Source organism: Mycobacterium sp. M26, assembly GCF_001494595.1.
Lineage (GTDB): Bacteria > Actinomycetota > Actinomycetes > Mycobacteriales > Mycobacteriaceae > Mycobacterium.
In genome coordinates this window covers 2,302,486-2,320,973 of the sequence record NZ_LN929908.1, presented here as the reverse complement: position 1 = coordinate 2,320,973, position 18,488 = coordinate 2,302,486, and the positions used below count along the sequence as shown (strand labels likewise).

23 protein-coding genes and 1 riboswitch are annotated in these 18,488 nt (G+C 66.4%); of the genes, 10 read left to right on the top strand and 13 right to left on the bottom strand.

All coding sequences use genetic code 11. The features are described from left to right. Positions 1–126 precede the first annotated feature (126 nt). Positions 127–546, bottom strand: coding sequence for a hypothetical protein (locus BN3385_RS20435; RefSeq protein WP_059019468.1), 420 nt, complete (start codon positions 544–546; stop codon positions 127–129). 68 nt (positions 547–614) lie between these two features. Here BN3385_RS20435 and BN3385_RS20430 point away from each other — a divergent pair, with 68 nt between their 5' ends. Continuing rightward, positions 615–1,166, top strand: coding sequence for a YaeQ family protein (locus tag BN3385_RS20430; protein ID WP_059019466.1), 552 nt, complete (start codon positions 615–617; stop codon positions 1,164–1,166). A gap of 48 nt (positions 1,167–1,214) precedes the next feature. Further along, entirely contained in the window at positions 1,215–1,427 is a 213-nt protein-coding gene (locus tag BN3385_RS20425) for a hypothetical protein (RefSeq protein WP_059019464.1), read from the top strand. 3 nt (positions 1,428–1,430) lie between these two features. Here BN3385_RS20425 and BN3385_RS20420 read toward each other — a convergent pair whose 3' ends face one another. Beyond that, positions 1,431–2,312 carry an MBL fold metallo-hydrolase gene (locus tag BN3385_RS20420; RefSeq protein WP_059019462.1) on the bottom strand — a complete coding sequence of 294 codons (882 nt, stop codon included), beginning with the start codon at positions 2,310–2,312 and terminating at the stop codon, positions 1,431–1,433. A 12-nt stretch (positions 2,313–2,324) separates the two neighbouring features. Continuing rightward, positions 2,325–2,391, bottom strand: a riboswitch (guanidine-III (ykkC-III) riboswitch). A 46-nt stretch (positions 2,392–2,437) separates the two neighbouring features. After that, positions 2,438–3,244: a transglutaminase-like domain-containing protein gene (locus tag BN3385_RS20415; RefSeq protein ID WP_059019460.1), complete on the bottom strand. Its 807-nt coding sequence runs from the start codon at positions 3,242–3,244 to the stop codon at positions 2,438–2,440. A 247-nt stretch (positions 3,245–3,491) separates the two neighbouring features. Here BN3385_RS20415 and BN3385_RS20410 point away from each other — a divergent pair, with 247 nt between their 5' ends. After that, the gene (locus tag BN3385_RS20410; RefSeq protein WP_197415320.1) at positions 3,492–4,247 is read left to right on the top strand and encodes a DUF1906 domain-containing protein; all 756 of its coding nucleotides are present in this window, start codon (positions 3,492–3,494) and stop codon (positions 4,245–4,247) included. Here BN3385_RS20410 and BN3385_RS29365 read toward each other — a convergent pair. Further along, positions 4,198–4,419, bottom strand: coding sequence for a helix-turn-helix domain-containing protein (locus tag BN3385_RS29365; protein ID WP_502688109.1), 222 nt, complete (start codon positions 4,417–4,419; stop codon positions 4,198–4,200). The two genes, BN3385_RS20410 and BN3385_RS29365, sit on opposite strands and share 50 nt — an antisense overlap. Between BN3385_RS29365 and BN3385_RS29475 the strand changes: the two genes are divergently transcribed. Together BN3385_RS29475 and BN3385_RS20400 are read left to right on the top strand one after the other, a co-directional pair. Further along, positions 4,369–5,121: an SRPBCC family protein gene (locus tag BN3385_RS29475; protein WP_059019457.1), complete on the top strand. Its 753-nt coding sequence runs from the start codon at positions 4,369–4,371 to the stop codon at positions 5,119–5,121. The genes BN3385_RS29365 and BN3385_RS29475 overlap by 51 nt on opposite strands. Positions 5,122–5,195: 74 nt before the next feature. Continuing rightward, positions 5,196–5,624 carry a GNAT family N-acetyltransferase gene (locus BN3385_RS20400; protein ID WP_059019455.1) on the top strand — a complete coding sequence of 143 codons (429 nt, stop codon included), beginning with the start codon at positions 5,196–5,198 and terminating at the stop codon, positions 5,622–5,624. A gap of 5 nt (positions 5,625–5,629) precedes the next feature. Here BN3385_RS20400 and BN3385_RS20395 read toward each other — a convergent pair whose 3' ends face one another. Further along, on the bottom strand, positions 5,630–7,057 hold the full coding sequence (locus tag BN3385_RS20395; RefSeq protein ID WP_286141859.1) for a flavin monoamine oxidase family protein: 1,428 nt from the start codon (positions 7,055–7,057) through the stop codon (positions 5,630–5,632). A 14-nt stretch (positions 7,058–7,071) separates the two neighbouring features. On the opposite strand from BN3385_RS20395, the gene BN3385_RS20390 reads away from it, so the two are divergent. After that, positions 7,072–7,953 carry an alpha/beta fold hydrolase gene (locus BN3385_RS20390; protein WP_156432826.1) on the top strand — a complete coding sequence of 294 codons (882 nt, stop codon included), beginning with the start codon at positions 7,072–7,074 and terminating at the stop codon, positions 7,951–7,953. Positions 7,954–7,969: 16 nt separating this feature from the next. Here BN3385_RS20390 and BN3385_RS20385 read toward each other — a convergent pair whose 3' ends face one another. The 7 genes from BN3385_RS20385 to BN3385_RS20355 form a co-directional block, all read right to left on the bottom strand. Continuing rightward, positions 7,970–8,683 (bottom strand): MOSC domain-containing protein, encoded by a 714-nt coding sequence (locus tag BN3385_RS20385; protein WP_156432825.1) that lies wholly within the window; start codon positions 8,681–8,683, stop codon positions 7,970–7,972. Between the two features lie 102 nt (positions 8,684–8,785). Beyond that, positions 8,786–9,922, bottom strand: coding sequence for a S1C family serine protease (locus BN3385_RS20380; protein ID WP_502688108.1), 1,137 nt, complete (start codon positions 9,920–9,922; stop codon positions 8,786–8,788). A 525-nt stretch (positions 9,923–10,447) separates the two neighbouring features. Continuing rightward, positions 10,448–11,206, bottom strand: coding sequence for a cutinase family protein (locus tag BN3385_RS20375; protein WP_059019449.1), 759 nt, complete (start codon positions 11,204–11,206; stop codon positions 10,448–10,450). Positions 11,207–11,298: 92 nt separating this feature from the next. Beyond that, positions 11,299–12,732, bottom strand: coding sequence for a family 16 glycosylhydrolase (locus BN3385_RS29045; protein WP_231748780.1), 1,434 nt, complete (start codon positions 12,730–12,732; stop codon positions 11,299–11,301). Between the two features lie 113 nt (positions 12,733–12,845). Continuing rightward, positions 12,846–13,337 (bottom strand): Clp protease N-terminal domain-containing protein, encoded by a 492-nt coding sequence (locus BN3385_RS20365; RefSeq protein WP_059019447.1) that lies wholly within the window; start codon positions 13,335–13,337, stop codon positions 12,846–12,848. 60 nt (positions 13,338–13,397) lie between these two features. Beyond that, positions 13,398–14,009, bottom strand: coding sequence for a TetR/AcrR family transcriptional regulator (locus BN3385_RS20360; RefSeq protein ID WP_059019445.1), 612 nt, complete (start codon positions 14,007–14,009; stop codon positions 13,398–13,400). A gap of 111 nt (positions 14,010–14,120) precedes the next feature. Beyond that, on the bottom strand, positions 14,121–15,377 hold the full coding sequence (locus BN3385_RS20355) for a right-handed parallel beta-helix repeat-containing protein (RefSeq protein ID WP_059019443.1): 1,257 nt from the start codon (positions 15,375–15,377) through the stop codon (positions 14,121–14,123). 25 nt (positions 15,378–15,402) lie between these two features. Here BN3385_RS20355 and BN3385_RS28710 point away from each other — a divergent pair, with 25 nt between their 5' ends. From BN3385_RS28710 to BN3385_RS20340, 4 genes are all read left to right on the top strand, one after another. Then, complete coding sequence (locus tag BN3385_RS28710; protein ID WP_197415246.1) at positions 15,403–15,582, top strand: hypothetical protein; 180 nt, start codon at positions 15,403–15,405, stop codon at positions 15,580–15,582. A gap of 561 nt (positions 15,583–16,143) precedes the next feature. Beyond that, positions 16,144–16,788, top strand: coding sequence for an FKBP-type peptidyl-prolyl cis-trans isomerase (locus BN3385_RS20350; RefSeq protein WP_502688083.1), 645 nt, complete (start codon positions 16,144–16,146; stop codon positions 16,786–16,788). 66 nt (positions 16,789–16,854) lie between these two features. Then, entirely contained in the window at positions 16,855–17,244 is a 390-nt protein-coding gene (locus BN3385_RS20345; protein ID WP_059019441.1) for a TA system antitoxin ParD family protein, read from the top strand. Positions 17,245–17,260: 16 nt separating this feature from the next. Beyond that, entirely contained in the window at positions 17,261–17,836 is a 576-nt protein-coding gene (locus BN3385_RS20340; protein WP_059019439.1) for an ATPase, read from the top strand. A 25-nt stretch (positions 17,837–17,861) separates the two neighbouring features. On the opposite strand, the gene BN3385_RS20335 is transcribed toward BN3385_RS20340, so the two are convergent. Next, complete coding sequence (locus BN3385_RS20335) at positions 17,862–18,479, bottom strand: hypothetical protein (RefSeq protein WP_502688082.1); 618 nt, start codon at positions 18,477–18,479, stop codon at positions 17,862–17,864. Between the last annotated feature and the right edge of the window lie 9 nt (positions 18,480–18,488).

Below are 18,488 nucleotides of genomic sequence, written 5' to 3'. Positions count from 1 at the left end.
CGGAGAATGTGTGGCAATCGAATATGCAGGATCACCAGTAGCGTAGGTCGTCCCATGGCGTCGAGATGGCCTCAACGAAGTCCTGGTCATCGGCGCCTTCGTCAGCACATGCGACTATCGCGTCGCTCACGCGGGAGTGAACGTGAACCGCGTCTCGCCCACCGGGCCGTTGTTGCCGCAAGGATTGGGACCGTTGAGGGTGAGGAGCCCGTTCGTCCCGTCGAGGTCGAAGGTGTAGCGGGTGGCCACGTCGACCGGGCGACCGTCCGGGCAGTACGCGCCACCGCGAATGAACTGGTCGAGCACGTACTGGTTGCCCTGGACGTACGCCTGACCCTGGTCGGCATTCAGCGTGACATTGAACAGTGAGATGCAGCTGGGGCCGCAACTCGTCACCCGCACCAGGTTGTCGGTGACGGCCCCGTTGGCCATAACGCTGTGGTAGTTGTAGTCGCCCGGAGCCAGTTCCGCGTTGGCGGGTGCGGCCAGGCCGACGCTGGCGACGGCGCAACCCGTCGCGATCGCGCCGATCATGATGTTCTTCATGGCGTCGAGTGAATACCATCCGGGTGCCTACCGGTCCCAAGTTCGCAGAACCTGGTGGACACTATGGCGTGGCTCTTTCCGCAACGGTATTCAAAGTCGATCTCGGCGTCTCCGATGTCGAACACGGTTACTACGCCGATCACGCGCTGACCGTGGCCCGCCACCCCAGTGAGACCGACGAGCGGATGGTGGTGCGGTTGTTGGCGTTTGGGCTGCGCGCACACCGACTCAACGACGTCGACGGTGAGTTGACGTTCGGGGCGGGGCTGTCCACCCCTGGTGTACCGGACTTGCGGCTCGCCGATTACACGGGCCGCATCCTGGAGTGGATCGACGTCGGCCAGCCAGATGAACGAGCGTTGGCTAAGGCGGCAGGCCAGGCCGAACAGGTGCTGTTGTTTCCGTTCGCCTCCAGCGTGACCACCTGGTGGCGGACGGTCGGCCCCAAAGTGGCCGGACTGCCAAACCTGTCGGTGGTGCAGATACCGCACGCGGCAGTGCAGCAACTGGCCCAGACTGTCGATCGACGGATCTCTGCGCAGGTGATGCTGCTCGAAGGTCAGGTGACGATGAGCATAGGCGCAGTCGACGTCACCTTTACCCCCGAGCCATTGGAGTGAAGGCCTGAGCGCTGAAGGCTCGCCTGCGCAGCGAAGTAGGCTCGCCGGGTGCACACTGTGACGCTGCTGGCCAGTGCTTCCTCCACAGCAGCACTGACGATCGGGCTGGCCGCCTATGCGGCGCTGATCTTCGCCAGCCTCGCGATGGCGATCTACGACGTTCGTCGGGGCCGACGTGGGCGCGCCATCGCCGCCGCTGTGGTGGTCGGCGTGCTGACCTTGGCCGGGTTAGTGGCCGCGATCATCAGCAGTGTGGCGTGAGGGCTAGCCGTTCTCCGACTCGTCGTCCTCGGGCCACAGAATGAAGTCGTCGAAGGCGCGGCGGGCCGGCTCCGGGCCAACCTCACGCAGCGCTGCCCGTACCGCGTACAAGTGCTCCACCGCCATCTCCAGCGGCGGCTCATCGGGCTGATAGGTGGTCCGCACCGGATAGTCCACACCGGGTTGGCGTGTCATCTCGATGTGACACCCGATCACATGCGTCACCGGTCGCGTCTGACAGAACTCGATCATGCGATCGATGCTTCGTGTGAAAGCCGGCCAATCGACAATGTAGAGACGCCCCCGATAGACCGTGTCCCCGGTGAGGAGGAAGCCCGACCAGGGATCGTAGAAGGTGACAGCCGCCGCATCATGACCTGGCGTCGCGATGACGTCCAAGACCCGGTCCCCCAGATCGACATGTCTGATCGCGTCCGAGTCTTCTGAAAAGCCGAAGAACTCCCACGCGATTTCTCGATCTGCCGATACCAGCTCGGTATCGGGCCGGTCCACGAATTGCCCGTCGCCGGCAACATGATCGCCGTGGGAGTGGGTGTGCAGGACCAGCAATCCGTATCCGTCCCGGGGATTGCGCCCCAACCACTGCCCCATCAACTCGTCGACCGCCCGGCGCAGCGGGAAATACTCCGCCGAGGCTGTCGCCCCGGTGTCGAGGAGAACGGCACGCTCACGGCCGAACAGCAGAAACAAGAACGGCGCCTCGTAGTCGATCGCCTTGTTCTGCCGCAGGATGACGGTGTTGTCGTCGTACCAATAAATCTGAAGATCAGGATCGGTGTTGTGCTTGGCGGACACCGAGCCGTGAATCCAGCTCACCTCGAGCGGCTTGGCGGACAGCTTCGGATCGAACGAAACACCGGACATGACAACCTCCAGAGTGCGTCGTCTTGGCAGTCCGGGTACGGCGCACATCTCGTCCGGAGACGCGCGACAGCGCGCCTACAGCACGAAACGCTAACAGCGCAGACTCCCCTGGCGCCAGCCCGAACTCAGCGCAGCGACACCAGATCCGTCACCGCGTCGCGGGGAAGGTCGCCGTCGACCACCGCGGTGACTTCCATGTGCTCCAACGAGATCGCGCCGCCGTGGTTGTCCAGAAAGGCAGTGTCGGCGGCGTCACGCCCGGTCGCGATCCGCATCATGGACTGGCGCGGCGCCAGACACGTCGCATCGACAACTCGCCATGCACCGTCGACCAGTGCTTCGGCCACCGCATGGAAGTCCATCGGCTCGCACCCGGGCGCGTACACCGCGGCCAGTCGCGCGGGCACCTTCACCGCCCGCAGCAGGGCAACGACAAGATGGGCGTAGTCCCGGCACACACCCCGGCCTGCGAGCAGCGTGTCGACGGCGCCGTCGATCGGATCACTGGAACCCGGCACGTAATCCAGCCGAGTACCGACCCAGGACGACACCTTCTCCAGCACGGTCACTGAACTGGCATACTCGCCGAATTCCGTTGCCGCGAAACCGAAGAACTTGTCCGACTCGGCGTAACGGCTCGGTCGCAGGTAGTTCGTCAGGTCGAAGTCGGTGACCGGCGACGGGTCGGACGCCCCGACCGCGGTCGCCCGGTACCTCGCGGTCACCGTGCCCTTGTCGGCCGCGAACCGGTGGATTCGCGAGCCGACATCACCGACAATCACCTCAGGGTGGACGGTCTTGCCGTTCGCCTGGAACTCGAGCGTTTCCGTGACGTCGGCTCCGGTCTGCTGAGCGAGCGTGATCTGAAATTCGAGGATCGCGGGTTCGATCACCGCAACCTCAAGATCCGCACCGAATTCGCGCGTGGTCATCCCCTGCTCCTAAACGTTCACTACTGACTGGTGAGCTATGGGTGCCGGGGCATTCGACAGATCCAGTTGCCGCGGTTGTCATCCTCTCCCGAAAGTCCCGCCGGCCACAAATATGTCACAGTCATAACGACCCGAACTCAACTTGGCCAGAGATCGAACACGGCCAGCGTGGATACACCGATCTGTGTTGTGCCGCCGCTAGTGTCGCGGCGTGTCCGATCACCTCAACCCACGGGTGTCACGACCGGTGACCCGGCGTGACGCGCTGCGCTATGCCACTGCATTGGCGGGGCTGGGAGCGGTGTCGTTGGGAACCGGCGCCCCGACGGCGTCCGCCGCGGCGCCGACTCTGATCGATTTCGCCGCCAAACAGATCCCCGCGCAGGCGATCCGCGCCGCCGGGCATTCCGGGGTGGTCAACTACGTCTCGCTGTCCCGCCCGGGGTCGTCGTTCGGCGCCAAGCCGATCACCCGGCCCTACGCCCAGTCGCTTGCCGCAGCGGGCCTGGTGATCGTGAGCAACTATCAGTACGGCAAGCCGGGCGGTACGGCGCCGTCGGATTTCACCCGGGGTTATGCCGGCGGCATCGCCGACGCCCGTACCGCGTGGCAGCTGCACACCGCGGCCGGCGGCGGGCAGAGCGCCCCGATCTTCTTCACCATCGACGAGGACATCAACCGCAATACGTGGAACACCGTTGCTTTGCAGTGGTTTAAAGGGATCAATTCGGTGATCGGCGTACAGCGGACCGGAGTGTATGGCGGAATCGACGTCTGCGAGTGGGCGGCAGCCGACGGCGTGATCGGACGGTCCAGCACACCTGGTCGCTGGTGGGCATGGCAGACCAAGGCCTGGTCCGGCAATCAGGTTCATCCCGGCGCGGTTCTCTATCAGCGGGTGGTCGCCACCGCATCAAATCCGGGCCCGCTGGTCGGTGGCCTCGAGGTTGACGTCAACGATGCGCTGGCGTCTGATGTGGGCCAGTGGAATCTGCATCCCTGAGGCCGCCGATCGGACCTGACCGGTTGAGTAGCCACCAGGTCAGCACTACCCCATCGGTGCTCTCCACATCCAAGCCGGTGACCTCCATAAAGCGCGTCAATCGATAGCGAATGCTGTTGCGGTGCAGAAACAATGCCTGTGCCGTGGCATCGACGTTGCGGTCGTGCCGCAGGTAGGTCTCGACGGTGTGGATGAGGTCGGCGCCGCTACGGCCCCGCTGCCGAAGCGCGAGCAGATGCTTGGCGTCCAAGAGATCACCGGCGTCGTGCGCCGACCCTGGCTTCTCGAGGACCGCCTCAAGGAAATGAGTGTCGACTACAGCAAGGCTGTACTGCCGTTTCGGCCCTATGTGGTGGTGGACGGCAACCTCTACACCGGTCAGAACCCGCAATCATCGGAGAAACTGGCGCGTCGGCTGGTCGCCGAACTCAGCCCGCCGGCGATGCACCTGAGCGTCTCCCGCGTCATCAGAGCGCCACGGCACGAGCTGTACTCCTTCGTCAGCGACATCACCAACATGGGCTCCATCAGTCCCGAGACCACCGCGGCGCGCTGGATCGAACCGGGCCGTCGGTTCACCGGACGCAATCGGATCGGTCCCCTCTACCGGTGGTCGATGACCGCCACGGTCACCGATGACATCCCTGGCGAATCGTTCGGTTTCCTGACCGACTCACCGTCGGAGACTCACTGGCACTATGCCTTCTCCGACGTCGAGGGCGGCACACTGGTGACCGAGACGATGCGCAAGCACGCTCCGCAGCTGCGGGCGGTGGTGCTCCTGCAGGACATCGTGGGGGCACGGGATCGCCGGAGTCACCTCGAGCGCGGCATGACCGCCACGCTGGAGCGTCTCGCCGAGCGCTTCGAATAGCAAGTCAAGACCGGTAATACCAAGCGCCACAGTCACTGTCGCGACGCCATGTAGGCGTACGCAATAATGGCGGCATGGCAGAGGTCGAGTTCTCCACCGACATAGGCCGGGTCGATCGCGAGTGGCTCTGGCACGAGTTGACCGAACACGCCTACTGGGCCAAGTACCGCACCCGCGAGATGTTCGACCGACAGCTCGACACAGCCTGGCGGGTGGTCGGCGCCTACGACCGCGATGACGGCCGGATGGTGGGATTCTGCAGGGCCTTCTCCGACGGCGTCGCGTCCGCCTATCTGGCCGATGTCTATGTGCACCGCGACGAGCGCGGCCGTGGCATCGGGACCGGCATCGTGCGGACGATGATCGACGACGGACCGGGCCGGGACTTCCGGTGGATGCTGCATACCGACGACGCCCATGATCTGTACGCCACGTTCGGTTTCGTCGCACCCGATTCCACGTTCATGCAACGGGATTCGCGCTTTCCGGCAATTCGGGCCTGACGCCGTCACAGACCTTCCAAAACGGTCCGGGCCGTCGACTCACCGGAGCGCACCGCGCCCTCCAGGTACCCATTCCACCGCGTCGCGCATTCCGCGCCGGCCCAGTGAATCGGTCCGATGGGCTCACTGAGCGCACCCCCGAATGCGGTCCACACACCCGGCGTGAAATGGGCGCCATAGCACCCGCGGGTGTACTCCTCGGCCATCCAGTCCCGTTCCAGGTACTCGATCGGATGCCGGGCCCTCTCGCCGAAATAGCGAGCGAAGCACTCGACGGCGGCCGCCTGGCGTTCCTCGCGGCTACGCCGCCCCCAGAACCGTCCGTCGTTGGCCTCCATGAAACCCATGAGCACGCCCGGGCCGCCCTCGGGTGGTGAATTGTCGAAGGTCACCTTGACCGGTCCAACGTCCGAGGCGGCTTGGCCGTTGAGTCCGGCGGCGCGCCAGAAGGGTTCGTCGTAGATGCAGTACAGCTTGATCACCGATCCGGCAGGCAACCGCTGGGTGAGTTGATCGCGCCACGAGGGCAACCCCGGCTGGTAGACCAATCGGCCGGCCAGCGTGGGTGGGAGCGTGATGATCACGCGGTCGGCGTCGAACGTCGACGTGTCGGTGTGCACGCGTACGCCGTGGGGCCCATGGTCGATGCGACGCACCGGATGCGACAGCCGTACCCGGTCCCCCAGTTCCGCGGCCATCGCTTCGGCGATGCGCACCGACCCGCCGACGATGCGGTCCTGTTGCGCACCGCCTTCCACCGCGAGCAGGGTCTCCAGATCGGTGCCGGAGTGCGCATAGAACATCGCGTGCAGGGCCGACAGGTCGGTGGATTCGGCGGAGAACACCGCCTCGGTGGCGATGCGAAAGTAGGCGCGCCCCAACGGGGTACGCAGGTGGCGGCGGATCCACGTCTCGAACGTCTGCCCGTCGAGATCACGAGCGGCGCGCGATTGCCACGGTCGGTGGAGGTCGACCCGTTGTGATGCCCGGTTGAAGCGCAGCAGGCCCTGGGCCAGATCAAGCAGGACGAACGGATTGAGCTTGGGCACAGCGCCCTTCTTGCTGCTCATCCGAGACGAACGGCCACCTAGATGAATCACCATCTGACCCTCGTTAAACGTGGGAAACGTCCGCAGGCCGAGTTCGTCGACCAGCTGATACATCCGGTCCTGGGTGGGGCCAATCCACTGGCCGCCCAGTTCGACCGGCACCCCATCGGCGGTGCGGCCGCCTTCCATCCGTCCGCCCACCCGGTCACGGGCTTCCAGCACCGTGACCTCAGCTCCCCCGGCGACCATCGTCCGGGCCGCGGCCAGTCCCGCCGCGCCGGCGCCCACCACGATTACGCGCGCCATCGACGTCTCATCGCCGGAACTTGCTGTAATGGGGATGCCATGGGCTTGATGGTAAGTGGACGCCTGACCCGACCACAGCGAGGGAGCTTCCGGTGCAAACCAAGACGGTGGTGACAGCGGACGGCCGACATCTCGCCTACATCGACGCCGGAGATCCGGAGGGCGCCCTCGTCATCCACAACCACGGCGGCCCCAGCAGCCGATGGGAAGCCTGCCTCTTCGCCGATGCCGCGAGGCAGAAGGGTCTGCGGCTCATCGGCGTCGACCGGCCGGGTATCGGCCAATCCGATCCGCAGGACACCCGTACTTTCGCCGCGTGGGCCCACAATCTCACCATGCTCGCGGATGCCCTGGGCCACAACGAGTTCGGTGTGACGGGATGGTCCGAGGGCGGCCCCTGGGCGTTGACCGCCGCCGCCTACATCGATCCGGTCCGACTCCGCCACGTCAGCAGCATCGCCGGGGCGAGCTACGGCACCTTCGGAGAAAATTGGGCAGCATCGCATCTCAGCACGGCCGACGCGCTCGGTGGACGATTGGCGCTGCACTTCACGCCCGGCTTCCGGTTGATGTACAAGGTGCTCGACGTGACCGCGGTCCACTTCCGCGACACGTACATGACTCAGCTGCGCACCGCAGTCAACGACGACGATCGGCGCATTCTGGCTGCACCCGACGTCGAGGAAGCCTTCTACGCCGCAACCGTCGAGTGCTTCGCCCAGGGCTCCGACGGTTTGGTGCGCGACGCCCTCCCGCTGTACCGGTCGTGGGACTGCGACGTCACTACCATCGAAAGGCCCGTCCACCTGTGGCAAGGGCTCGCCGACACCCTGGTGCCGGCGGTCATCAATAAGACGGTGGCTGACCGTATGCCCGGGGCGGTGTGGCATCCGGTTGAGGGCGCCGGACACTTTGTGGCCATCGGATCAGTCGACGACATCTTCGCCGTCGCGGCCCGGGAACTGGGTGTGTGAGCCGACCGTTCGTCCCTCAGTGCAGGACGACAGGGTCCCCCACCGACACCGTGCCGGGCTGCACGACAGACGCGTAGACCCGCGCCACCTCGGGGCCGCGGTGTTCGGGTTTGAGGCGCCCGCCCGCAAACCACTGGGTGAAGTTCTTGCACGGTGTCGTGTAGTCCCATACCTGGCAGACGGTGTCGCCGAGGCTGATCAGTGAGCCGGGACCGACTCTGTCCCAGGGTAATCCGCTCACGGTCACGTTCTCGCCGCCGCGGGCCGGCGCGAGGTTGTGCCCCTGCGCGGCGAACGCGTCGATCACCTCGCTGCTCCACAGACACAGCGCCTGCCATGGTGCGCCATGGTGTTTGCGATTCGACTGGCGATCGCCCGCCACACCCGACCAGGTGATCTCGGCTCGCTCGAGTGGCACCTTGGGGACGCCACCGCCGGACGCGGCGAGGTGCGCAATCCGGCCGGTGACCGATGGTCCGAGCGCGCCGGAGGTTCGTAGCGCCGCGGCCGCCGCCTCCCAGGCTTCCCACACCGCACGCAGCTTCTCGGCCTGCGATTCCCCCTCGTCGGCGATCACGTCGAGGGCGGTATCGCGGTGGACTTCGATGCGTTCGGTGTAACCGGGAACCGTCGAGCGGGCCACGAGCCCGCCGAACAGGGGGCCCGCCTGAGCCAGCATTCGACGGGCATCGCGGTCACTGAACGAGTACGGCCCGATCTGGGTATGCACGATCAACAGGTCTACCGTTTCCCGACGCCGAGTGGCCACCTACGACACGCCTGAGACGAACCAGGCGCTCACAAGTGGCCACTCGACGGCGTCAACGACGCGCTAGGACTGCTGCTGCTGACCCAGCGTCACCTGCGCGGTGTGCGACGAACCCGACGGGTCCTCGTAGGTCAGCGCGACGCTGTCGCCCGGCGCCTTGGAGCTGATGGCTGCCACCAGGGCCTCCGGCCCGTCGATCACCATGTCGTCGACCTTGGTGACCACCGAGCCCTTCTCCAGACCGGCTTCGGCCGCCGCACTGCCCTGGACCACGCCGGCGATGGCGGCGCCGTGGCCGCTGTCGTCGGCGCTGAGCTTCACGCCCAGGGAGGCCCGCTGCACGGTACCGGTGGCGACGAGCTGGTCGGCGATGCGCTTGGCCTGGTCAACCGGGATGGCAAAGCCGAGACCGATCGAACCCGCCTGTGCTCCAGGCGAATCCTGGCCGCCGCCCATCGAGGCAATTGCCGAGTTGATCCCGATCAGATTGCCGCTCATGTCGACCAGCGCACCACCGGAGTTACCCGGATTGATGGCGGCGTCGGTCTGGATCGCACTCATCACCGAGTGCTGTCCGGTCTGATCGTCGCCGGTGGCCACGGGCCGGTTCAGCGCGCTGATGATGCCGGTGGTGACGGTGCCCTGCAGGCCCAGCGGGGAGCCGATCGCCACCACGTTCTGGCCCACCTTGAGGTCCTTGGACGAGCCGATACTGATCGGTGTCAGGTTGTCCAGACCCTGGACGCGAATCACCGCGACATCGTCGGCCGGGTCGGTGCCCACGACGGTGAACGGCGCGGTCCGGCCGTCGGACAGGGTCACGGTGGCCTTCAGTCCGTCGCCGGACTGGCTCAGCGACCCGGGTCCGTACGGGCTGCCCTGGCTCCCTGCGGCCGCGGCCACAACGTGATTGTTGGTCAGAATCAGGCCGTCGGCGCTGAGAATAATCCCGGAGCCCTCTTCGCGTGCCTGGCCGCTGTCGATCTGGATCTTGACCACGCTGGGCAGGACCTTCGCCGACACCTCTTCGACCGAGCCCGGTGCGGTCACCGCGGTCGGCTGGCCCTGGGCGGGGGCCGTCTTGCCGACGGCTACCGGAGCCACCGGGGCGGGGGCTGCCGGATGGTCGTTGTGGTCCACCAACGCCACCGCGGTGGCGGCGCCGACGGCCATGGCCACGACAGCGGTACCGGTGACCAGCAGGCCGGCGCGCGGAGTCTTCCTTTGCCGAGACGAAGCCTTGACGGCGGTGTGGGCGGGATCACTCATTCCGGGACGCTGACCGTACGGATGCTGGTAGCCGGGAGCGCCGTAGGGAGAGCCGTAGGGCTGGTAGTACCCGCCCGTGCTCCACGGCTGCGAGTTGTGTTGGTCGACAGTTTCTTTGGGACGGCCGTAGTGATCGCTACCCTGAGACGGGTATGTATAGCGGTCGCTCATTGCGTGTGCTTCTGCTTCCTCGAGACATGGATACCTGCGCCTAACCGGCGGATGTCACAAGGATGACGGCACCGACTGAGTCGTTGCTGAGAATGAGTTCGGTTCCGTCGAAGACTTTTTCAGGGCTCGACGCGGGTAAGAAACACCGATCCGCAGCCTCGCCCATGGGGTATATCGACTGTCCCACAACACTATTCGATGCCAGCGACGGGAGCAGATCAGCCGATAAAGCGATGACCCGGCCGGGTCACAGTATGGTCTCGGCCGGGCCTGGTGGTCGTGGACTCAGTTGGCTGGGTCGATCTCGCCTGCGGTCTGCACCACCGGTGCCGCCGCGACCGGCGCTCCCAGCTTGGCCGCCACGAAGTCGGCAGCCTGGTCCGCCATGCCGTTGACCTTGTAGGAGCTGTGCGCCGCGCGGTCGAGTCCGCCGGGATAGCAGACCGGGTCACCGGCCGCGCACAGCTGGATCGTCTTGCCTGCATAAGCGTCGCCGATCGTGATCGGCGGAGCGGTCCGGTCGGCCAGGCCCAGGAACCAGCTGTCCGGGGTGCCGAACAGGGCCACAGCGGCGACGTGCGAGGCCACCGACGCCGGCATGGGTCCGGAGATGCTGGCCGGCAGTGCGTATCCCGCCGGAACCGCGCTGGCGGTCGTGTAGCCCGCGACGGCGGCACCTTGCGAGTATCCGCCGAGCACGATCTTGGTCGACGGACACTGGGCGCTGATCGCCTGGATCCGGTTGGCCGCGTCGGCGACACCGTCGGCGGCCTGCCCGAAGTCCAGCGACGCCGGATAGTTCACCCCGTAGGCCTCGACCGTTCTGCCCGGCAGGCGGGCGCTCAATGCATCGACGAAAGCCTGGCCGGTGGCACCGACGCCGGGAGCCTCGAAGGTGCCGCGCGCGAACACGACCTCGACGGAGGGGCAGGCATCGTCGGCGGCGTTGGCCGTTGCGACGGGTCCACCCATGACCGCCGCGGCGACCAGCGTGGCGAACAGCGCGGTTTGCGTGACCTTGCGAGCCAGTTGCGATGCAGTCATGAGATGAACCCCGTTCTCGTTGGCGACTGCTACCTACAAGTCGGCAGGCCTGACCGGGGATTCCGTACCGGCGGAGTGATCTAGCCCACTGGTCAGGCCGGGACCCACTGCACCGAGTCGATCAGCATCTTGGCCGGGAACCGGGTCGAGCTGTTCGGCGCCCCGGCCCACGGTCCGCCGACGGCGAGGTTCAGGATCGCGAACATCGGGCGGTTGTAGACCCACGTCGATCCGGGGCTCAGCGATTCCGGAGTCAGGGTCCCCAGGGTCGTGCCGTCGACGCCGAAGGTGATTTCGTTCTCCAGATGGCGAACCCAGAAATCGTGGTAGTCCGTGGACAGGTCCGGCAGGTTGGCGATGATCTGGGCCTGTTGGGTGGCGGTGGTGCCACTGATCGGGCCGTGCAGAGTCGAGTACACCGTGGTGGTGGTGCTCGGCAGTTCGAGCACATCGACCTCGCCCGATTGCGGCCAGGCCGTGGTGTCCTCGTCAGCGCCCTTGAGCCAGAATGCCGGCCAAAGACCCTGCCCCTTGGGCACTTTGATGCGCGCGATGATCGTGCCGTATCCCATACTTAGTTTGTTCTTGGACTCGATCCAGCCCGAGGCGTATCCCCTACCGGTCTTGGTCGCCGAGATCACCAGGTGCCCTTGCCCGTCGAGGGTGACGTTCTTGGTGGTGTAGTTCTCAACGCCCGGATCCCAGCCGGTTCCGGTCTTGATCGTCCACAGCGCGCTGTTGGGGGCCGCCCCGGCGCTGCCGAGGAACTCATCGCCGACCGCGCCGTTGATGGTCGAGATGCTGTCGAGGTACAGATTGCGCTGCGACGTGGAGCTGGCGTCGTAGTTGTTGGAATAGGTGATGCTGAGCGTGTGGGTTCCGGCCGGAATCGCGCCGGCGAAGGTGTAATTGGACCACGACGTCGCATTCACCATGATCGTGGTCACCGCCACGCCGTCGATGGCCAACGCCAGATTCGGCGGACCCGAACTCAGTGATGCCTTGGCGCGAATCACCAAGCCGTTCGATGCCGCCAAAGCGACTGTGGCCGAGGCTGTTCCGTTGTCGGTCAGGGCGAGTGCCGCACCGCCGGAGGCGTTCGCATCGCTGATCACCCGCGCCGACGCGGTGGGAGTTACGGTCATGCTCTCGGCTTCGACCGAGCTCACCGTCGTGGAGGCGGCGACCTGGGCGGCCCCTTTTCGGGACGCGGCCGCGGCGGTGGCTCGCTCCCGTCGCGCGGCGCTGAGCAACACCGCGGTTGCGGTGTCGGCCGGCCCGGCGGGCGAGGTCGAACTCACCGGCGCGCTGACCTTCGGCGCGGGCCGAGCGCGCGTCACGGCGCCCTGCGCCGCCGCGGACTTGGCGCGTGGTGAGTGTCCGGCGCTGGACGTGTGCGCCGGGCCGCCTGTCGAATCCCCGGTCTCGGCGGCGGCTACCGCGCAGCCCACTCCTGTCGCGATCGCCGTTCCGATGCCCAGTGCAATGGCCAGGGCGCCGACGCGGCCCACAACGATGGCGTTCATCGTGCAATCCCCCCCGTCTCGGCCGACCATGCGTAATCAACCGAATGATTAGTTTAGGTCGCGGGAGCCTGGCGACAGCAAAGATTCGCCGAAATACCTGAGACGCCGGCAGCTCAGAGCTGCTGGCCGCGCAGGGCCAGCTGGCGAACGAAGTCGAGTTGACCGAGATCGGCGAGAACCTGCCCGGCCAGCAGGCCGTGGCTGCGCGTCAGAGCCAGCCAGAGGTGATCCGGCTCGGTGGCCGCGGCCCCTGCGTCCTGCGCCAGCTGCGACGCGGTGACCAGCAAGGACCGGGCGTGCGGACTGAACGGCAAATGTACGAACCGAGGTGAGGCCCGCTGGCGCACCCCGGACACCTGTTCCACGCGCTCTCGGATCACCGGCAGCGCGACCCCGTGCTCCAGCAGCCCGGCAGTGATCCGATGCGACGTGTCGGCCACCAACCCCAGGAGCAGATGTGCCGATCCGACGAAGTTGCTGGCGTACGAATACGCTTCGTCGTGTGCCGTGCGGACGGCTGCCCGCGCCGACTCCCCCAACGTGGCGAGTGCGCGCGCGAGCCGTTCGGCACTGACGTGGGCGTCTGGCGAGGGCGAACCAACCATAGTTTGCTGATCCTACAATACGTAGATATTGTAGGATCGCTAATTAATCAGATGGGACCGCTAGTCAGGTGGCCGCTTGATCTGACCGCGCTCCAGCAGGCCGTTGACCGACTCTTCCCACCTCCGCAGCTGGGCCGGCGTGGTGAGGGGTTCCGGCAGGTGCCGGTCGATGTGGCGGCGCATGATCACCGCACCCATGGTCAGGATGATGGGGTTGAGCGCCGCCCAGACCAGGTCGAGGTTGTCCGCGGTGGCGCCGATGGCGTCAAGCTGACGCCAGTGCCCCATCACGATGGCCGCGGTCGCATCGAAGAACGCCGCCCCCGCGGGCGCGCCCTCGACCAACAGCCTGGCCAGGTAGTCGACTGCCGCCAGGTGCTCAGAGAGCAGGTAGATCACCCGTCGGCCCAGTTCAAGGACGGCCTCGGTGGGATCTTCCGGCAGCGGAGCCGACATGCCGGCCCCGATCACGGTCAAGGCGTGGACATCGACAGCCTCGATCAGATTGTCCTTGGAACCGAAATGGTGCTGGACCAGTCCCACCGACACGCCTGCGGCTTGTGCGATCATCTGCAACGTCGAACCCGAGGTGCCGTGCTCGGCGAACACGTCCAAGGCAGCTTCGACGATGCGCTCCTGCTTCGATAACCCGAAGCTGTCTTCCGCGACCACGACTCCGCCTGTCTTCTAAAGCGCTGCCTGTTCCCTACCCATGAAGATAAGTCCTGGAACGGCTACGCCACGCCGCAACGCCGGGACGGCGGCGAAACGACCGGCAGAGATTTACGCGACGGACAGCGGTGCGCCGTTCAGCGTCCACCCCGTGGCGGTGTAGCTGCCTGCCGGAACGTTCCAGAGGCCCAGCGTCCAGAGGTTGGTGTTCTTGAGGGCGATGTTGAGCAGCTTGATACCGCTGACGGTGCCCGCATCGACGATGATGCCGAGGTTGCGCCCGGCGGTGCTCGTGGTGTTCGCCACCGTCAGGCCGGAGATGGTGACACCGCTGATGCTCGCGCCGGCGTTGCCCGAGTAGATGAGAACCGCGCCGTGGATCACCGTGGTGCTGGTGTTGGCGCCGGTCACCGTGCCGCCGGTGATGGTGACGTTGCTGACCGAACTGGTGTAGTAGGGCGCGCCCTCGGTGGCGATGTAGATCCCGGCCGCCGAGGTGGACGACACGGTGATGTTGTTGACGGTGACGTTGTAGCCACCGACCACCGACAGGCCCCGGCCCCAGGTGGTGCCGGCGACGGTCGAAGAATTGATGACGATGTCATGCGACGGTGACGGGTCGTCGCCGTAGGACACCACCGCGATGCCGTCGTCGCCGGTCCACTTGGTGGTGACGTTGGTCAGCTGACCGAAGGACGAGCCGTTGGTGATGTGGACACCGTCGGCGCGGGTGTTCTGGACGGTGACGTTGGTCAGGGTGAAACCGGTTGCACCGTAGACGAACACGCCCGCGGCCGCCGAACCGGTGATGGTGACGTTGCTGACCGTCGCATTGTCGCCCAGGATGTTGAGGCTGTTCTGGTTCAGGTCGGAGTAGCGGGTGCCGGTCAGGGCGGCGCTGAGGTTGAGGTTGGTCAGCGTCACGCCGTCGCCGACGATCGACAGCGATGAGGTCAGGTCGTTGGTGGCCACCAGGGTGGCTCCGTTGCCGTTGATCGTGACGTTGGGGACGTTGATCGTCAGGACACCGCTGTGCTTGTAGGTGGTGTTGGCGTTGAGAGTCAGGGTCTGGCCCGGCTTGAGGTTGTCGAAGAGGGCCTGCAGCGTGGCGGTGCTGTCGGTCGAGGATGCCGACGGCGTCCGGTTTTTCGCGAAGCCGCCTGTGGTGCGGCTTGAGGTCGACGCCGCGGCAGTGGTTTTCGTAGCCGTGGTGGTCGACGCTGCGGCGGGAGTCGCGCCGGCAGCCGGGGCCGCCGAGCCGACTGCGGCGACCAGGCCAAGGGCCAGAACCGCAGGTGAGGTACCGGTGGATGCTGCGGCCGCGGTGGCTTCCTGGGTGGCCGGCGGGGACGAAACCGCCGTCGGCACAGTCAGAATGCGGGACTGACGTGCCGTGGCGGGTAGCGCTTGGACGAGTGAGCGGCGAACGGCCTTCGGCAGCCCCGAGGCCGCCTGGGTGGCCGAGCTGCTCGCCGCGCGGGCTGACGCCGCTGACGCCGCGGTGGTGGACTTGGAACTGCTGCTGTCGCCGGAGGACGTGGAATTGCTGGTGTTTCGGCCACTGTCGGCGTGAGCCACCCCGCACCCGGTCGCGAGCAAAGCGCTCGCACCCAGAGCGAAGACGCTCGCAGCCAAGGCAGCGTAAACCTCGGTAGATCGGGGAAGCCCTTGCTTCTCAAGAGTTGTGCGCACTTTCGCGCCGACCGCACTGACCGAGCCCAACTTCCCCATTGCGCTTCCCCTACTGTGCAGTTATTTGTGGCATCAAACGCTAACGGGCGAAAGATAACTCAGCAGAGTTCGCGGTGCAGCGTGAATTGGTGAAAATAATCTGAACCGCGGGCGTCTGGTCCGGACCCGAATTGGGCCACCGAAGCCCTTGTTCATCAAGCGATTTCGCACATTGTCTGTTCCGGGGAAGCACTAAGCGGACCGCGGGTATTGACGCGTACGTAGAAGGATTTATTTGCCGAATCCGCGACAATTCGGCAAATATGCAGAACAGAACCCGAGATGTTTGCCAGCACTCGCTTCGCTGTATGTGCACGACTGTGCACAATTTCGTTGTGCGCACCTGATCCGGCCGCGGGGGCAGCAGGTCGCTGCCGGCCCGGGTGGCTGTAGCGTGGCGACCGTGAACTTCTCCCGTGGATCTTCTTCTGCCGCGCTGGCCGCCTGTGCCGTCGCGCTTGGCATGACACTCACCGCATGTGGCTCCAACTCCGAAACCGCCTCGACATCCTCGGCGTCATCGACGACGTCGTCATCGATCGCCGACGCGCTGTCCTCCTCGATGCCCGAGGCTCCGCCGGCCGCGTCCGGCGGGTGCCCGTCGGCGGCACCGGCAAGTGCTCCCACCCCGGAGTGGACGCTGTCCGGTGCCACCGGCAGCGTCGCGGTCACCGGATCCACCGACACCACGGCGCCCTACATCAAGGTCACTGCGCCCTTCAGCGTCTCCGAAACCCAGGTACACACCCTCACCGCCGGCGACGGTCCTGTCGTCGCGCCGACTGCGACCGTCTCGGTCTGCTACATGGGTGTCAATGGGCGCGACGGGTCGGTGTTCGACAGCGCCTACGAACGCGGTGAGCCCGCCGACTTCCCACTCGACGGTGTGGTGAAGGGCTTCCAGAAGGCCATCGCGGGCCAGAAGGTCGGCTCCACCGTGGCGGTGGCCATGACGTCGGCCGACGGCTACCCCGATGGCGAGCCCCGTGCCGGGATCGCCCCCGGTGACACCTTGATCTTCGCGATCAAGATCCTCAGCGCCTCGTAATCGGCCGCCACCCGTCCGTGTAGCAGACTGCTACACTTTGTTACGAATTGCTACACGGAGGGTGTGATGGCTGATACCGCGGATCGCGTCATTCGGATGGCTGCCGACCTGGTCGACAGCGCAGCCGCGGAAGGCGCACGCCAAAGCCGCTCGGCCAAGCAGCAGCTAGATCACTGGGCCCGGGTGGGCCGGGCGGTGTCCAGCCAGCACACGGCCGCCCGGCGCCGCGTCGAGGCAGCACTGGCGGGCGAGCTCGATCTCGCCGATCTGACGGTCGAAGAGGGTGTGGTGTTCAACTCTGAGATCAGCGCGGCGATCGAGGAGAACCTCACCCGTACGCATTACGGTCACATGCTGGCCGCCGGCGGCGTGACCACGGTGGCGCTCGACGACGCCGGTGAGATCGTCGAATACCGCCCGGACGGGACCTCGGTGGTGCTGTCCCAGGACAGTTGATCGGCCCCGTCACTCCATGAAGCGGCTCGATCTCGTCGTCGGCCCGAATGGCGCCGGCAAGTCCACCTTCATCGCGTTGACGTTGTCCCCATTGCTGCCCGCCAGCGTGGTGGTCAACGCCGACGAGATCGCCAAACGGCGCTGGCCGCAGGATCCCGCCGCGCACTCCTATGAGGCGGCCACGATCGCTGCCGCCACCCGGTCAGCGCTGATCTCCCGCGGTCGCTCCTTCATCGCCGAGACAGTGTTCTCCCACCCGTCCAAACTCGACCTGCTGACCGAAGCACAGTCGGCCGGCTTCATCGTGGTGGTGCACGTCGTGCTCGTCCCGGAGAACCTGGCCGTCGAGCGGGTGATCCATCGGGTCCGGGCCGGTGGACACCATGTGCCCGAGGACAAGATTCGCCAGCGCCATCAGCGACTGGTGGGCTTGGTCGCCACTGCCATGGTTCGCGCTGACACGGCGACCACCTACGACAACAGCCGGTTGGCCGGGCCGCGCATCATCGCCCAGGTCTCCGGAGGGGAGTTGATCGGCGCGCCCCGCTGGCCGTCGTGGGCGCCCGAACCGCTGGCGGCGCGCTGGTCTTGAAAACCGCTGCGGCACAAGCCTTCCGCTAGGGAGTAGGTGCGGGCACCGCGGTCGTGGTCGGCGCCGCAGGAGATCCCGGTCCGGCGTTGTACTCATAGCCCGGCGGCGGAGGTCCGCTCGTCGAGTAGTAGCCGGGCGGCAACGCGGGACGGCCGGTCGCCGGTCCGGCACCGCCGGTGGAACTGGCCGGGGTCTCCGAGCCGGGTGCGTTGATCGAGACGTATCCCGGCGGCAGCGCGGGTGCCGGTCCGGCACCGGGCGGCGGTGCGACCGAACCTCCGCCCGCTACTTCGTCGGGCGCGTAGTACGGGTTCTGCGCCTGGTGCCACAAGTCTTTGAGGGTGCCCAGAACTCCACCGCCGGACCCGTAGGTGGGGTTGGCGATCTCAGGAACCTCCTGCCGGAACACCGGAGCCGGCGGTGCGGCGGGATCGGCGGGGGCGGCCGCAGGCTGGTTCGGTGTCATCGAGGCGCCGTCGCCGGGAACCGGGGGCGGTGGCGGAGCGTCGGCCACGGTCGTGACGGGTGCGGGAGCGGGATCGGCAGGGTCAGCGCCGGCCGGGACGGACGCGGTGAGCGCCACGGCAAGCGCGAATGCGCCGGCCAGCGGAAACGTGACGGTGCGATGCCGATCGGTCTTCAATCCGGCGGT

Excerpts from the sequence above, each read along its gene's own strand:
- BN3385_RS20345 (WP_059019441.1), top strand. The coding sequence starts at position 16,855 with ATGGCTGATACCGCGGATCGCGTCATTCGGATGGCTGCCGACCTGGTC.
- BN3385_RS20375 (WP_059019449.1), bottom strand. The coding sequence starts at position 11,206 with ATGACTGCATCGCAACTGGCTCGCAAGGTCACGCAAACCGCGCTGTTC.
- BN3385_RS20365 (WP_059019447.1), bottom strand. The coding sequence starts at position 13,337 with ATGGTTGGTTCGCCCTCGCCAGACGCCCACGTCAGTGCCGAACGGCTC.
- BN3385_RS20435 (WP_059019468.1), bottom strand. The coding sequence starts at position 546 with ATGAAGAACATCATGATCGGCGCGATCGCGACGGGTTGCGCCGTCGCC.
- BN3385_RS20420 (WP_059019462.1), bottom strand. The coding sequence starts at position 2,312 with ATGTCCGGTGTTTCGTTCGATCCGAAGCTGTCCGCCAAGCCGCTCGAG.
- BN3385_RS20340 (WP_059019439.1), top strand. The coding sequence starts at position 17,261 with ATGAAGCGGCTCGATCTCGTCGTCGGCCCGAATGGCGCCGGCAAGTCC.
- BN3385_RS20415 (WP_059019460.1), bottom strand. The coding sequence starts at position 3,244 with ATGACCACGCGCGAATTCGGTGCGGATCTTGAGGTTGCGGTGATCGAA.
- BN3385_RS29045 (WP_231748780.1), bottom strand. The coding sequence starts at position 12,732 with ATGAACGCCATCGTTGTGGGCCGCGTCGGCGCCCTGGCCATTGCACTG.
- BN3385_RS20400 (WP_059019455.1), top strand. The coding sequence starts at position 5,196 with ATGGCAGAGGTCGAGTTCTCCACCGACATAGGCCGGGTCGATCGCGAG.